The sequence below is a fragment of the Achromobacter sp. CSND-B12 genome (genome assembly GCF_052906545.1).
Genome location: NZ_JBREGJ010000001.1, coordinates 3,837,109 through 3,850,910 on the forward strand (window position 1 = coordinate 3,837,109; position 13,802 = coordinate 3,850,910).

General features: G+C 54.8%; 14 protein-coding genes. 3 read left to right on the forward strand and 11 right to left on the reverse strand.

The genetic code is table 11. From position 1 onward, the window contains the following. The first annotated feature begins 3 nt into the window (after positions 1–3). A complete protein-coding gene (locus ACUTAG_RS17990; protein WP_148317579.1) occupies positions 4–846 on the forward strand; it encodes a hypothetical protein in 843 nt (280 codons plus the stop codon). 495 nt (positions 847–1,341) lie between these two features. Here ACUTAG_RS17990 and ACUTAG_RS17995 read toward each other — a convergent pair whose 3' ends face one another. The 11 genes from ACUTAG_RS17995 to ACUTAG_RS18045 form a co-directional block, all read right to left on the reverse strand. Next, positions 1,342–2,292 carry a hypothetical protein gene (locus ACUTAG_RS17995; protein ID WP_148317577.1) on the reverse strand — a complete coding sequence of 317 codons (951 nt, stop codon included), beginning with the start codon at positions 2,290–2,292 and terminating at the stop codon, positions 1,342–1,344. A gap of 3 nt (positions 2,293–2,295) precedes the next feature. Beyond that, a complete protein-coding gene (locus tag ACUTAG_RS18000) occupies positions 2,296–3,432 on the reverse strand; it encodes a DUF3696 domain-containing protein (RefSeq protein WP_148317575.1) in 1,137 nt (378 codons plus the stop codon). After that, the gene (locus tag ACUTAG_RS18005) at positions 3,425–4,471 is read right to left on the reverse strand and encodes a DUF262 domain-containing protein (protein WP_446650257.1); all 1,047 of its coding nucleotides are present in this window, start codon (positions 4,469–4,471) and stop codon (positions 3,425–3,427) included. Before ACUTAG_RS18005 ends, ACUTAG_RS18000 begins: the two co-directional genes overlap by 8 nt. A gap of 85 nt (positions 4,472–4,556) precedes the next feature. Next, on the reverse strand, positions 4,557–5,201 hold the full coding sequence (locus tag ACUTAG_RS18010) for a hypothetical protein (RefSeq protein WP_446650258.1): 645 nt from the start codon (positions 5,199–5,201) through the stop codon (positions 4,557–4,559). Between the two features lie 10 nt (positions 5,202–5,211). Next, positions 5,212–6,573: a DNA cytosine methyltransferase gene (locus ACUTAG_RS18015; RefSeq protein ID WP_148317571.1), complete on the reverse strand. Its 1,362-nt coding sequence runs from the start codon at positions 6,571–6,573 to the stop codon at positions 5,212–5,214. A gap of 54 nt (positions 6,574–6,627) precedes the next feature. Further along, the gene (locus tag ACUTAG_RS18020; RefSeq protein WP_148317569.1) at positions 6,628–6,912 is read right to left on the reverse strand and encodes an XRE family transcriptional regulator; all 285 of its coding nucleotides are present in this window, start codon (positions 6,910–6,912) and stop codon (positions 6,628–6,630) included. Positions 6,913–7,289: 377 nt separating this feature from the next. Next, a complete protein-coding gene (locus tag ACUTAG_RS18025) occupies positions 7,290–8,381 on the reverse strand; it encodes a phage/plasmid replication protein, II/X family (protein WP_148317567.1) in 1,092 nt (363 codons plus the stop codon). Positions 8,382–8,652: 271 nt separating this feature from the next. Beyond that, positions 8,653–8,898, reverse strand: a complete 246-nt coding sequence (locus ACUTAG_RS18030) for a helix-turn-helix transcriptional regulator (protein ID WP_148317565.1) — start codon at positions 8,896–8,898, stop codon at positions 8,653–8,655. 188 nt (positions 8,899–9,086) lie between these two features. Next, positions 9,087–9,860 (reverse strand): transcriptional regulator domain-containing protein, encoded by a 774-nt coding sequence (locus ACUTAG_RS18035; RefSeq protein WP_148317563.1) that lies wholly within the window; start codon positions 9,858–9,860, stop codon positions 9,087–9,089. Between the two features lie 77 nt (positions 9,861–9,937). After that, a complete protein-coding gene (locus tag ACUTAG_RS18040; RefSeq protein WP_148317561.1) occupies positions 9,938–11,137 on the reverse strand; it encodes a tyrosine-type recombinase/integrase in 1,200 nt (399 codons plus the stop codon). Between the two features lie 261 nt (positions 11,138–11,398). Continuing rightward, positions 11,399–12,256 carry a LysR family transcriptional regulator gene (locus ACUTAG_RS18045; protein ID WP_148317559.1) on the reverse strand — a complete coding sequence of 286 codons (858 nt, stop codon included), beginning with the start codon at positions 12,254–12,256 and terminating at the stop codon, positions 11,399–11,401. An 83-nt stretch (positions 12,257–12,339) separates the two neighbouring features. Between ACUTAG_RS18045 and ACUTAG_RS18050 the strand changes: the two genes are divergently transcribed. Together ACUTAG_RS18050 and ACUTAG_RS18055 are read left to right on the forward strand one after the other, a co-directional pair. After that, positions 12,340–12,720: a tautomerase family protein gene (locus tag ACUTAG_RS18050; RefSeq protein ID WP_026382496.1), complete on the forward strand. Its 381-nt coding sequence runs from the start codon at positions 12,340–12,342 to the stop codon at positions 12,718–12,720. A gap of 313 nt (positions 12,721–13,033) precedes the next feature. Continuing rightward, a complete protein-coding gene (locus tag ACUTAG_RS18055; protein WP_262352238.1) occupies positions 13,034–13,792 on the forward strand; it encodes a glycosyltransferase family 77 protein in 759 nt (252 codons plus the stop codon). The last annotated feature ends 10 nt before the right edge of the window (positions 13,793–13,802 follow it).

Genomic DNA, 13,802 nt, shown 5'->3' on the forward strand with positions numbered 1-13,802 from the left:
GCAATGCCGGCACTCGCCCAGGCGGCAACGCCTACGCACTGCAAGTCGGAAGAGCAGGTGATCTTCTCGTGCAACGTAGGCAAGAAGGTTGTGTCGATCTGCGCGAGCAATACCCTTGGCCCTGCATCAGGAACGGCGCAATACCGCTTCGGCGCTTTAGGGAAGATTGAGCTCAAGATCCCCGCTCAACCACAGCACCCCACGACGTTCAGCCGACTAGGCGTGATGCGTGGGCCGGCATGGGTAGACACACACATACGGGTAGCTAACGGTGAATACGCCTATACCGTCTATGAAGGTGAGGGGAAGGGATGGCAGCGCGCCGGAGTGCTGGTATCTAAGCAGGATAGAACGCTCGCGAATCTTTCTTGCGTTGCGCCAACGTCGGGCATTTTCTCAGATGTCGTCTATTCCGACGCGCCCGCGTTTGCTGTTGAGACGGATGATCAGATGGCCCGTTGGCTAGATGTGATAAATGCTATCCAGACTGCAGAAGATCCAAACAAAAAAGCCCCACCAGTCCGGGCTGCACCTGTGGGGACCATACGCTCGGGACGAGGTAAGGATTTCGTATTAGATGCCGATTTCAATCCTGGGATTATGCTTCCGGTCGCTGCATCGGCTGGATGCACTGTAGAGTCACCGCCGCGCTTTTCGTTGCAGACGTCGGGGGGAACGGTACACGTAGACGAGTACAGGTTCCCCTACGGCTGCTTTGGGGACAAAAAGAACGATGCGACTCTTGGTGTTGGGTACGTGATCCCTCAGAATGGCTCGCCGCCGCTGGGCTTTCGTTATCGAAAAGGTGGACGTGCTGAATTACTTCAATTCTTGGGAGCGCAATGAGCATGGCAGTTAGACTCCGGCGGCGTCGGAATAGATGGTCGTGCTGCCTGGATCGGCCAGATGTGCTCCTCGTCTCCTACTGTCAAGAAGAAAATTCTTACCGCCGCTTCGGGCGCCCGCTTGGCCAAGTCTCGAACATGGAAGCCAGCGAGAAGTCAGTGGTGAGATGCCGGAATACGTACTAGCCTAGGCTCCACGCCTGTCATGTATGTCCTCGCCTCGCCTGGGCTACTACTCGTGGCGATCGCATGGCTCGGGTGCCAGCACCGATCAACCGGACCTTTGCGAGTCCGCGTTCGTTGACTCACTTCATCGTGAGCCAACCACAGGCCGCATTCTGTTGCGTCGAGCAAACCGGCATCTACAGGTACGAAGCTGCAGAATTGACCGACGGCACATTAGCCTTGGGGTTGGTTTTGTTCTAGGAGCGCCAGGGACGAAGAGTTAGCTGCGGTAGGCTCGGCGCCGTGCTTGAACGATTTTCGAGTCATTTGGCTAGCTCGAGATCTCCCTGGTTAACTTGTAGCCAACATATGCCACGACAATTGATCTCTCATTTCCGTCGACGCGGAAATGGACGCGCCCGGGAAAGCTGCCTGTGAAGCGAACATGCCAGTCAAATAGTTCCTTCTTTCCTGTGCCCTCGTCAAGGACCCAACAAAGTCTCCTGCGTTGTTCTCCTTCCGGGCTTGGCCGACTGGAAAATTGCGGCCAACCTGCATTCTGCTCCCAATTAGTGACGTCGCGTGCAAGTGCTTCAAGTGATGCTACCGCCTGAAGGAATGGGGCTCCGCTCCCGTCTAGCGCACCGAGATCCCCTTCCACTCGCGGTAAAAAACGAAGCCCTGGAAAACGTTCTGTCCTTTCGCTCCAAATTTGGCTGGCAGAAGGAGTGTCAGATAGGCTGAGCTGTTTCAGCCATGCAAGGTGTTCATCCGCGTGTGCAGGCTGGCTAGCGTTCTTTACACGCCCTTCCGCTTCGAGCAGATTTCCGTCGTCATCAAGTTCGCAGTAGACCGTTTCAACCCAAGCAAGAGACCAGTCAGGACGGGCGTCAAAGCTGACGGTTGCGGATTCCAGAAGTGTCGCCCATGCCAATGCGCCAGAGGGAGTCCGCGTTGGTTTGGTGCGGAATTCCATCCTGCCGATCTCGTGCCGTATTCCATCTGCCAACCCTGCAGAGAAAGGAGATCGATCGCTCAGGCTTCGAATGAAGTCCCATTCCTCTCTATAGGCATTCCCTCCGAGAACCGCCTGCAGAGTCCAATCCTCGGCAATCTGATACTGGGAAATCGGTTGGGCTGTATTCAGCGCGATTCTGTTGTTGATCTTTTTAAGACGTTTGAGAGTGGAGAGAAGCGTTTTTGCCGTTTGTTCTGCACGCGCACGGTCGATGACATCAGGATGGCTCGATGCGTCATCGAGAAACAGAACTGGTGTTGTCATTGGTCAGATGTCGAGTAGTTCATCAAGTGCCTTACTCCATTCGTCGAAAAAACCTTCGGGCCAGTCGCTGAAGCGGCCGTTGGCATGTAAAACCGGCGACGAAATAGAAGACTCGAAATTTTCGACGTTACGTGAGAAGAAATGTACAGCGACATCCTGATTCGCAATCTCAGAACGCTTTGCCGCCACGCGGATGCCATTAAGTACGTGATCACTGTGAGTTTCGACCACGATTTGTATGCCATCCGCTGCACAACGTGCGAGCAGTTGCCCAAGTGCGGACTGGCCTCGGGGGTGTAGGTGGGCCTCTGGATTTTCCAAGAGCAATAGGGCGCCCTTCGGAGCAGCCAAACAAGCCACTATGACGGGAAGGCAATAGGTCAGTCCGAAGCCAACATTAGACGGCCGATATTCTCGGCTCCCTGAGTCAACTGAAGTCCCTGTGTACGAGAAGCTTAGGGAGGCAGCGTCGGCAAGTTCTACTGCTATTGCTCGGGGTCGCACTCCGGGACTGAGATGCTGCAACCACCCGGAGGTTTGATCTATGAGGCTTTCTGTAGGCGCTACTTGGGTCAACAGTTCGGTCGATAGAGTGGGGTGCTCTGGTGGGAAAAGTCGCCCTGGTGACACTTTCATGCTCTCATGCTGGAGCAGAAAATCGACCGTAAACTCCCCGCCACATCCAAGCCAGCCTGATGCCCGTTCCGGCGTGCTGGCCTGCTGATATTGAACCGCTGGAGTGATTCTGTCCGCCTGTATGAATTGGAATCCATGCCCTAGTTCATCAACGACGTCCTGTATATCCCCGTCCCAGCGAAGGGATAGGGTATCAGCACCTGGCTCCGCTAATGCGAACATGCTAGTCCGACCCTTAGAGGTTTGAATGACAAAGCCGATCTCGTCGTCAGTCGCGTTTTCGAATCGAACGTCCTCACTCCGGCCCAGACGGACCAGTGCCCCGCGTAGGGCAAGCTCCTTCTTGCCATCTCCGGCTTTGAGGCTCTGCTTCAGCAGGGCAAGCGCTTGCAAGACCGTGCTCTTTCCTGAGCCATTCAGGCCTGTGAGAACGGTAAGTTGCCCGAGTTTGACTTTAAGGTCTCGCGCAGATTTGAAATTGTGAAGCTCAATGCTCTCAAGCACGTGTCACCTCTTCGATGATTCCGTTCAACGTAGCGATACGTGCGTTGGACGACTCAGCAGATCCCGTCCCATAAGACAACGACTGGATAAACTCCCCGTCGTTGGCTAGCGCACTTTCAAATACCGCTTCGAACGTCTGCTTCTGGGCGATTATTCGAAGAGAGGTATCGGGATCCAACGCACCGAAGACTACCAACTCAGCTTCGAAAAGGCCGCGATTAATTGGCTTCCTCTGCTGTGTCCCAGCGCTTTTCCGAAATGCATGCTTTCCACGGATTTGGCAAGTGGTGTTTATAGCGTGGAAAAATGCTTCTCCGGCTTCCTTCCATTTGCCCGTGTCCCATCGGCTCAACACGTGCTCAACGGTCAAGTTTAGGAATTCATCGAGTGTTTGGTTAGCCGGTCGTCGATAGGGCGCACCAAGCTGCCATAGCGCAATGTAGCGCAACACCAGTTCCATATCCTGTTGGCGATTGGTTCGAATCTTCCCATCTGTAGCTCTAATAAATGTGTCGCTCTCAGCTAGCCGCCGGAGTTCATTGCGCCATTCGCCAGGAAAGATTGCATTCCGGATTTCTTGTGCATTGAGCGGCATTCCACCCTGATTTAAGCGCGCAAAGACGTTGAACTTTACTGCGGATGGAGTGTTGGCCCGAATGATATTTGCAGTAATTTCAAGCTCAGAAATTCTACGCTGAAACTTTCGATCTAGGTCTGTGAAGGATTTTCCCTCCAATTCTTTCAAATACTGCAAGCCTTTCAGCTGCAGGGGGGCAAGCCCTGCGCCCGTTGCCGAATTGAGAAGCGAGGTATTTTTGAAATGAAATACGGCGCATAGGCGCTGAAGCCCATCAACGACAGCATATCCACCATCCATGTCTTCGCTGAAATAGAAGGAGGGCAATGGAATCTTAAGCAGAATCGACTCGATTAGACGCGCCTTCCGTTTTGGATCCCACACATTCGCTTGACGCTGAAAGTCTGGCGTCAGATCCAGTTCACAGTTTTTTAGGCGATCTTCAAGCGAACTAATGGTCATCGGCTTCGCGATGATATCGATCTTCGTTGGATCGAAGGGGACTTCAATCTCTAGGCCGCGATTATCTTCCGGCTCGAAGCCGTCTTCATCCTCGTCGAGGATATTGACTGTCGACTCGGAGGATGTCGCCCCTTCTGAAATAGGGGGGGGGGATTCGCAGCAATGGATGCTCTGGAGGCGCTAAAAGATGGCTGTTTGCCTCGAACAAAGGGAGTAAATCCGGATAGGCTAGTGAGGTCGCTGCTTCTAAGCCAGGGAGGATACTTTCGAGTGCGCTGAATAGCGCGGACAGATCCTGTCCGGGTTCAGTGGGATCTATCCGCTGGACAACTTGGCTACTGTAGTTGTTGACGCCGAGAACTGGCATGGCGGCAATTTCTGAATAGCGTGCACTTTGTTTGGTCACGATATCCATTTTGGTCACAGATTTTGGAAGTACCACTCCAATGGAGACGTGAACGGTCTTGGTAGACCCATAATCACCATTGCCGCTGACGCCATCAATTTGACCGATAGCTCGGAGCCCTTGAATCCAGGGTGTCTTGCCGCCCTTGTTGTTATTGGTTCCGAGCCAAATGAGCGCCATATCGCCGTGCGATACGTCCTTAGGTACTTGTCTACAATTGACGTTGATAGCGAAAGAATCAGTGGTGTAGGAGTCGAATGCATCGATCTTCCTGATTTCATGTTCGCTATCAGCGCCGAGCCGAATAATAAAATAATCAGTCACAGTACAGGTTCTATAGAGCCACAAGTTTTATGTCTTGGGCGTTAGGCTGCATTGGAGGCACTTCTTTGTCTTGCTTCAAGTCGGGGCTAGCGATCTTTCTTAGCACCGCATCGAGCGGAGGGAATAAATGGCGTCCCAATTTGTCCACTCGACGCAAAATGCCCTGCACCGCATTGGCGCTCAGAAAGTAGCGCTCGTGCACGCCTTCTTTCTCAATTACATCGATGAGCTTTGATGGCACTGCAACAACAGGGCTGGAAGATACCGTTGTAGTAAAAAAACAATCCTTATACGCAAGACCACCCGACTGCCATTTCGAGGCGCCTGGCTCAGTGAGGAAAGTTTGTAGTTCACACTTGGAAGAAAGAAACGATCTTGCCAAGTTTTGAAGATGTTCCTCGCATGCAGTTTTTTTTGTGCTCGTCATCTGAGCGTCAGGGTACTGCAGTATCTGCGAAATGCGCCCTGCTACCCACTGAACGACAGGGACGCAGACAGCATTACCAATCGCGTGATATCTATTGGTTTCTATGCCTCGGATTGGAATCACGTAATCGCTGGCCGGTAAGGTCCAATTTTCCGGCAGACCCTGGAGCCGCTCGCACTCTAGCGGAGTCAACCGGCGAACTGACGCCGGATAGGTGACGTATGATCTAGCCCAATCTAGACCTGTATGTCTGCCTGAAGTGGCAGATACACAAAAAGAAACCTGAGGGACAGATATTCCCGATTCTTGGCACGTAGATGGTGTTATGAAGCCTTGTCGCTCGTGCTTCGGCTTTGGTGCAATATTGTCTTCAAATAAGGTTTTTAACGCCTTGTCGGGAGATCCTTGCCAAGCGCATATGAAAACTCTGGGGCGTGATTGCGGGGCACCAAAGTATCGTGCGTTAAGAACCCGCCATGCTACTGCATAACCAAGCTTAGTGAGCGATAAAAGGAGGGCATTGAAGTCCGCACCTTTGTGCGAATTCAACAAGCCAGCAACATTCTCTAATAACACTACCGTTGGCTTATGCACTGCCAGGAGATCGAGGAATGTATAGAAAAGGCCCGATCGTGTTCCTTTCAAACCATGACGGGTTCCGTGCGGCGTGCGCGCTAAGGACAGATCTTGGCAGGGGAAGCCGGCAGTCCATACGCTTGCCGCTGGAATATCGGCGGCATCGAGCTGTCGTATGTCTGCTGCATTGGCGACCTCAGGCCAATGTCGTTTCAATATGCTGCGGCAAAAATCATTATTTTCGCAATAAAATGTCGGCAAAAATCCATGCTTCTCGAATGCAAGATCAAATCCACCAATCCCCGCAAAAAAAGAATTGATTCGCTTTTCATTTTCTTGGGTTTCTGGTTTTTTACGAGATTTTGCCATTATTTTGCCTTCAACGTCAGTTCTTCCGAGATCATGCGCACAAGCATCTCAAGTCTACAATTCCAGCCGATTTTGCTTGTCGCCACCAAATTGTCCCGGCCGTCCTCGACCGCGAGGCTTCTTTCGATCAGTGCTAATTCTCTCAACAGCAAGCTGAAAATCGATTCCATGAACATTCATTTCTGCAAGTAGTGCAGCGATGAGTGCCAGATGACGCGGTACTTCTGCTGCCTTGGCGTAGTTCGACACTGAATTGGGATTCATGCCATTCAGGTGTGCGAAAGCTCGGACGCTTAGGCCGGCCTTTCCTAACTCAGCGAGGAATACGTCATAGTTCATGGGCTACGTCAGCAACAAGCACAGTTGCACAGGATTTTATGATGAAAACACATAAATTTGTGTAACTTGAGAGCGAAAAAGCCATATTTAGGGGCTTGTCACGGATGCAGATGTCACGATTGTCTATCAAGCACACGAGCTAGGGGGGAGGGCGGTGCGCAGCTTTGTCACTATCTGAGGGCGGTCAGGCGCACATCGACAACGGGGGACAGGGAGACCGAAGATGCGGCCTAGGGTGGTCGGGGTCTAGCGTGTCTGTCGTGGGGCGGCGACGTGGGTAGCCGCATGGGGCGATGCGGGGAACAGACACGACTTCGGAACGCGCTGTATTCGGCAGGGCCTGCGTAGCCCCGCCTCCCGTGGTTCTAAGCGTTTACTTATGGTTTTCTTGATTGAGCATCCACGTCTTGTGAAGAACCGAGTTTTCTTCGGCCAGGCGCCCAGCCGGCCTCAATGAGCCACTGAGGCGTTTTCACGACGCGGTCAGGGTCAGACATAAGATCTACCAATCTCATGGTTCGTTGCTCACGATTGGGGCAGCGCAGGTCAAGGTGGCGCTTTTCTCGAAAGCTCTTGCGGAAACGCTGAGTTGATCGCTCCGTAAACAACAATCGCATCGGCGCACCGAGTTTGTGAAAAGCGAGGTAGCGTTTTTCTGCCGGTGATAGACCTTCGAGCTCCTCGGCGGTAAGGGGCCCGGAGGTTACGTTCCAGATCGGCATGCGTGCGAAGTAACGGCAAAAGGCGTTCGTCATACTTTGGCGTGTCCAGTCGGTCACCCGAGTCATACAGAGCTTTTGGAGCTCTGGACGGCGAAACCGAAGCTCTACTCGGAGCATGCCCACAGTTTCTTCGAGCATACGTTTGAGGATTGGATTGTCGTCCTTGCGGCGGTCATGCTTTGCTTGCAGTTCAGGCCCTTTCGCATACAACGCGATGACGTAGTCCTTGCCGAGGCGTGGATTCCAGTACAGGGTTGTTGCCTGCATGAACATGGAGCGTTGACGGGAAGCGAATTGCTGGCCAAGTTGAACAAGTGCCGAATTGGCATCCTCGTCGCTCCCCAAGTTCAGATTCATTGCAAGATCAAGCCGATCCACTACTACCTGATCCGCACTCCATTGGGCGAGTTGCGTTTCGGGAAGCGACAGTTTTTCGGCAACCTTCTTCAAAAGATGACGTGTGATCCATGGGAGGTTGATTCCCGTGAAGACATTTTGTCCATACAGAAAGCCATATGCTGAGCCCTCAATCTGAAGCTCATTGCGTTGTTGGTCGTGTCGAATTTTGACCGTGTGTTGTCCAGCTTTGCCCTTTATGCAAACGGCATAACTACCCATCTGTATTATTTCGCCATCAGGCGTAAGTCGCTGCGTGTACTGAGTACGCAGCCTTTCGCCGTGGTAGGGAACGCGTAAGATGACAGTATCAATGCCTATCGCTTCGGGAGATGAAATCTGGAGCTTCAATTCAGGATTCCTTGGATGGTTCTGTCGTGACTTTGGCCATTGGGTCGTCAGGGGTACGACAGAATGTGTATCTATATAAGGTAATGACTACCTCGCAAAGCGTTAGGCTGAGCGAGGCCCGCACGCCGACAAATCGGCGGCGCGCAGTTTTCTTGCGTTCTAATCGGTGATGCGTCTTGCGGTGCTACGAGATGCCGTGAAAAGTAGCGATGCTGGGAGTGACGAACGGCGTTAGTAGCTGTGTGGAGTGTGTTTTATGGCCTGAATAGGCCTATCCGCGCTGGGCGGTGCGCTCAGACATCCATGACAGAATTTCGCGGCTGGACCAGCGGACGGCTTTCGGCCCGATCGGAATCGGTTTGGGGAATCGATCGCGCGCCATGAAGCTGTAGATCGACGAGCGACTGAGGCCGGTCATCTGTTCGACAGATTGTCGCCGCAAAAATATCGTCCCGGCCTCTGCGTCAGCGGGAAAGCGCGTTAAGTCGGGAGACACTTGGTTCGAAGGGAGCGACATTTATGTTCCTTAGAGTCGTGGTTGGAAAGCGCACGACTACTATAAGGAGACCAAAACGCTTCGTACAGATTGGCACATTACGGTACTGACGTGCTCCCCCTTATGTGCGCGTCAGATTTTCGAGGGGACCACGTTGCGGGTCAATGTGGGCCCCCTTGCGTCATTTCATTGCTTGAATGTTGTTCTTCTCAGATAAGGGCGAGAGTCAAATAGTCCTTGCTGGAAAGTCTTCGTGCTGTCTTAAAGCGATCTTTCTCTCTCTGCACTTTGGTATGCGCATCCAGTTTCTTATCCTCGTTTGGGTAAACCGTTTTGAAGCGTTCAGCAGGGCTCAGCCTGTCCTCCTTTGCTTGCCCCCTTAAGTCTAGTATCCGGAGGTGCGCAATGAGGTCTTCAGACTTGTTTATCTTCGGTTTGCGGGAAACCGGTTTTTCTAGGTTGTTTCTTTCGGCATATTTTTTCAGTCTCTCCTCTAGTTGCTTGTAGGCAAAGGCCATTCGCTTTTGAAGTAATTCGAGATCGTCGAGGCATGGAAGGATTTCTAAAAGAATTAGAGCTTGTCCTTTCTCCAGCGGGGGTATGTCAGAAAGATCCATGGTGTCTTCTTTTAGGTTGGCTCGAATACGAACTCCATCGAAGATCGGTTGGTTATCTCGTAGAGCACCATATTCCTCTTTCCAGTGTTTGAATTGAGTTAGCCCGTACTTCCTGATTAATTTTTTCAGCTTGAGAATGCGATCTTCCCTTTCTTGAGGCAAGCTATCACAAGCCTTCTGGAATTCTTTATTCCTGCGTAGAAATTCCCAAGCCCAGCGATTGACTTCCCATGTTTCGTAACCAGCGTAGTCTGTCAGCTCCCTCCCGTTTGGAAGCTCAGAATGAGGGGAGGGAACGACAGACCATGTTCCCCTTGGCTTCCGTTTCGAGGGCTTTTGCTTTTTGGGAGCAATGACTTCGTTCACCTAGGATTCCTTGGAAATGTGTTCATGTCTTGGTATGTATACGAATAAAGGTATAAAAAGTGAGTTCGATTTGAAGCTTATTGGGTCAAGAGGAAGGTGGCCCAATCGTCCATGAGGGCCATACGCTTCATGAATAGATCACCACGAGCGTAGGCGGCCTCGGACTTATCTTTAATGGTGTGCGCCAACGCAGCCTCGGCGATTTCTCGGGCGTGAGCAGTGGTTTCTCCCACCCAGTCTCGAAAGGTAGAGCGGAATCCATGTGCAGTGATATCGCCGCGGTTCATCCGTTTCAACAGTTGGAGGAACGCCATATTTGAAAGAGGGCGCCCCACCCGCTGCCCGACGAACACATAGTCATCGCCGGCCGCATGCTCCGTTCGCGTTTCATGCAGAAGCTCAAGCGCAGCTTTGGACAGAGGTACGCGATGCTCCTTGCCCGCTTTCATGCGCTCGGCAGGGATTGTCCAAGTGCCAGCCGACAGGTCGATCTCCTTCCATCGAGCCCCAATCGTTTCGTTGGTGCGGGTCGCGGTCAGGATGAGGAAGGCCAAAGCCTTTCGCGAGTTGCTGGATTGGGCGCGCAGCGTTTGAAAGAACGCAGGGGCATCCTTGTACGGCAATGCGGGATGATGTTTGACGCGTTGCACTTTGGATCGCTTGGGCAGCAGATGATCAAGGTGTCCCTTCCAGCGTGCGGGATTCTCGCCAGTCCGATAGCCGCGAACGGTCGCCCAGTCTAGGATGGATTCGATTCGGCCGCGTACCCGCGTGGCGGTTTCTGTCTTCGTTTGCCAGATCGGCTCAAGTACCTTGAGCACGAGCGGGGTATCGACAAGGGAAACAGTTGCCGCGCCGAAGACCGGGCTCGCATATGTCCTGAGAGTGTTTGTCCACTGATCGACATGCTTGGCATTCCGCCAGCCCGCCTGGTGGGCGGCGATGTATGCGTCGGCGCATTGATCGAACGTGATCGACTTGGCCGCAGAGAGCTTTTCCGCTATCTTGGCGGCGCTCTTGGCCTCCAGGGGATCGATCCCCTCAAGCAGTTGCTGACGGCAGGCGAGCGCCTTGGAGCGGGCCTCGGCGAGGCTGATCGTATGAAGAGGCCCAAGGCCCATCCCTCGGGCGCGTCCGTTGCGCATATAGCGCAGTAGCCAGGACTTCACGCCAGCCGCTGTAATCTGCAAATAGAGGCCGCCGCCATCGCTATACAGCCCCGGCTTTTCCAGGCGGGCTGCTCCAATGGCCGTGAGCCTGTTGATTGATCGCGCCATTTATTCAACTCACAAATTGACTATCAAAATTATAACGGATTTGATAGGAATTCATTAGAATCTGGCGGACAGTATTTTCCGAAAGATTGTTGTTTTTAAAGGGAAATTTAGTACTTCCTGGATTGTCTCGGAATTAATGTTGGCGGCCCCTCTGTCCGCCAAGATTTCCCCAAGCCCTTGCCCGGCCTTGCCGGCAATGTCACAAACCCGCATGAACATTGGTTCTGCGGGTTTTTTGTTGCCCGCCGTTGTTTGCCTGCCTCAGTTTCGCGCCACGCTGCGAAAGGCGGCCGAGAGCGCGGCAAGCGCGTCGCGCGCCCGGCTCTCCCTGACCCTGGTATGAAGCAGAATGGGCAGGCGCGGCAATTCCGGCAACCCCAGCCTGGGCCCGACGTCGACCGCCCCGAACGGCACCATGCGCGCGGAGAGCGCGGCAACGCCGAGCCCGGCCATCACGGCGGCCGCGACCGCCATCACGCCGCCGCCCACGAATACTTCCGTCCAGGGTATGCCTGCCTCGTCGAGCAGCTGTCCAGCCATGGCGCGCACGCCGCAGGGTTCGGCCATCGTGGCCAGCGGCAGGGGCGTTCCCGCGCGATGTTGCCAGCCCGGCATGGCGAACCAGCCAAACTTCTCTTCGGCGAGGAGGTCTCCATCGCCGCGGCCCGCGTGGAAGCGGACGATCACCGTGTCGAGTTCCCTGCGGTCGAAACTCTGAAGCAGCTCCGCTGACGATCCGATCCGGATTTCGATCAGCAGTTGCGGGTCCTGCGCGTTCATGCGGGCAATCAAGGCGGGCAGTTCCGGGCCGGCGACATGGTCGCTGATGCCGATGGCGAGACGCCGCCGCGTTTGCGCGACAACCGAGACCGCCCGGTCATGGGCCTGCATGAGTTCGCGCGCATGTTCGAGAAAGGTCGCGCCCTGTGCAGAAAGTTCCACGCTGCGAGGCGTGCGTTCGACAAGCCTGAATCCCAGCCTGTCTTCGAGCCGCTTGAGCCGCAGGCTGACCGCCGCCTGCGTGGTCTGCAAGGCTTCGGCGGCGCGGGTGAAACTCCCGAGTTCCGCAATGCGGATGAAGGCTCGGACGGCTTCCAGGTCGAGGGCGCGCTCAGTCATTTCAATAATTTATCGTTGAAATAAAGATCAATACGTTATCAGAATAGATAACATGAAGGCTGACAACCATGGAGGAATCCACGATGCCGCTCGCTCATATCTCGTTGCGTACCGGAAAGACGGAGGCTTACAGGCAGGCGATCTTCGATGGCGTTTATCGCGCGATGCGCGAGACATTCGATGTTCCCGAAGACGACCAGTTCATGTTCCTGACCGAGCACGAGGCCGCGAACTTTCGCTACGGTGCGACTTACCTCGATGTCGCCCGCAGCGACGATCTCGTGTTCATTCAGATCACCGCGAACAACACGCGCGGCGTGGAGCAGAAGAAGGCGTTGTTCCAGCGGATCGCGGCATTGCTCGGCGACAATCCCGGCATCCGGTCCGAGGACGTGTTCGTCAGTCTCGTCGAGGTCGTGAAAGAAAACTGGTCGCTGGGACGCGGCCTGGCGCAATACGCCTGACCTGGCCTGCGGCAGGCCGTAATCTGGAAAGCCAGTTGAAAGTTGTGTTGACCCGGTGGCCGGGTTTCCCAGGGAAGTCCGCAGGGCGCGTGTTTCAGCATGGCGCTTTGCATTTCGACTGATTGCAAATGCATGGACGCCAAATGCGGCGATTCATACACTCCGCCTGCGCGTCATCCCGCGCCCGCTTGCGCGGCCCGGCAAACGCGCCGCGCGGCGGCGGGATGCCGCGTTGTGCGAGCCTGCCGCCGCGCTGTCGATCCGACGTTGCCGGTACGCCCGCTTTACCTCATCTTGAAAAGCGTGGCGCAGCATGTTCGATTGGTTTCGACGCAAGTGGTTCGGGTGGTCCGCGGAGCAGACGCGCGTGGTGCCGAGCTTTCCGCGGGATACGGGAGCGCCGGACCGGCGTGGCGGTGACGCCTCCGGCGTGGTGGTCGCGTTCTTCACGCGCGACAGCATCTACGAGACGGAAAAGAACCGTCTGCTGCGATCGGCGCAAAGACTGGGACTGGCCGTCGACGCCGAGCCGATCGAATCCACCGGGTCCTGGGTGCGCAATGCGTCCATGAAGCCGTCGGTGCTGGTTGCCATGCGCCGCAAGCACGCGGGCCCCATGTTATACGTCGACGTGGACGCGGTGTTTCACCGCGACCCGTGGCCGGCGCTGGCCGCGATGGACTGCGATATCGCCGCCTACTACGAGCCGCAGGGGCATCTGCTGAGCGGCACGCTGTTCATCAACCATACGCCGGCCGCCACCGCGTTGTTGCAAGCCTGGGCGCAGGCTTGCGCGGAGAATCCGGATGAATGGGATCAATTGGTGCTCGAGCGGCTGCTTGACAGCGACGCCGCCCGCGCCGAACCGCGCTATCGGCTGGTGCGGTTGCCCGTTGCCTATTGCTGGATCTTCGACAAGACCGACAATGCGCCGTGCGACGAGATCTACGTCGAGCATCTGCAGGCCAGCCGGGAAGCCACGCAACGCAAGCGCGTGTTCGGCAGGCCGGTCCGCGCGGTCAGGCGCCGGCGGGACCGGGTGCGCGCGATCGAGCGGATCCTGTTCGAATGAAAGGGCGCGT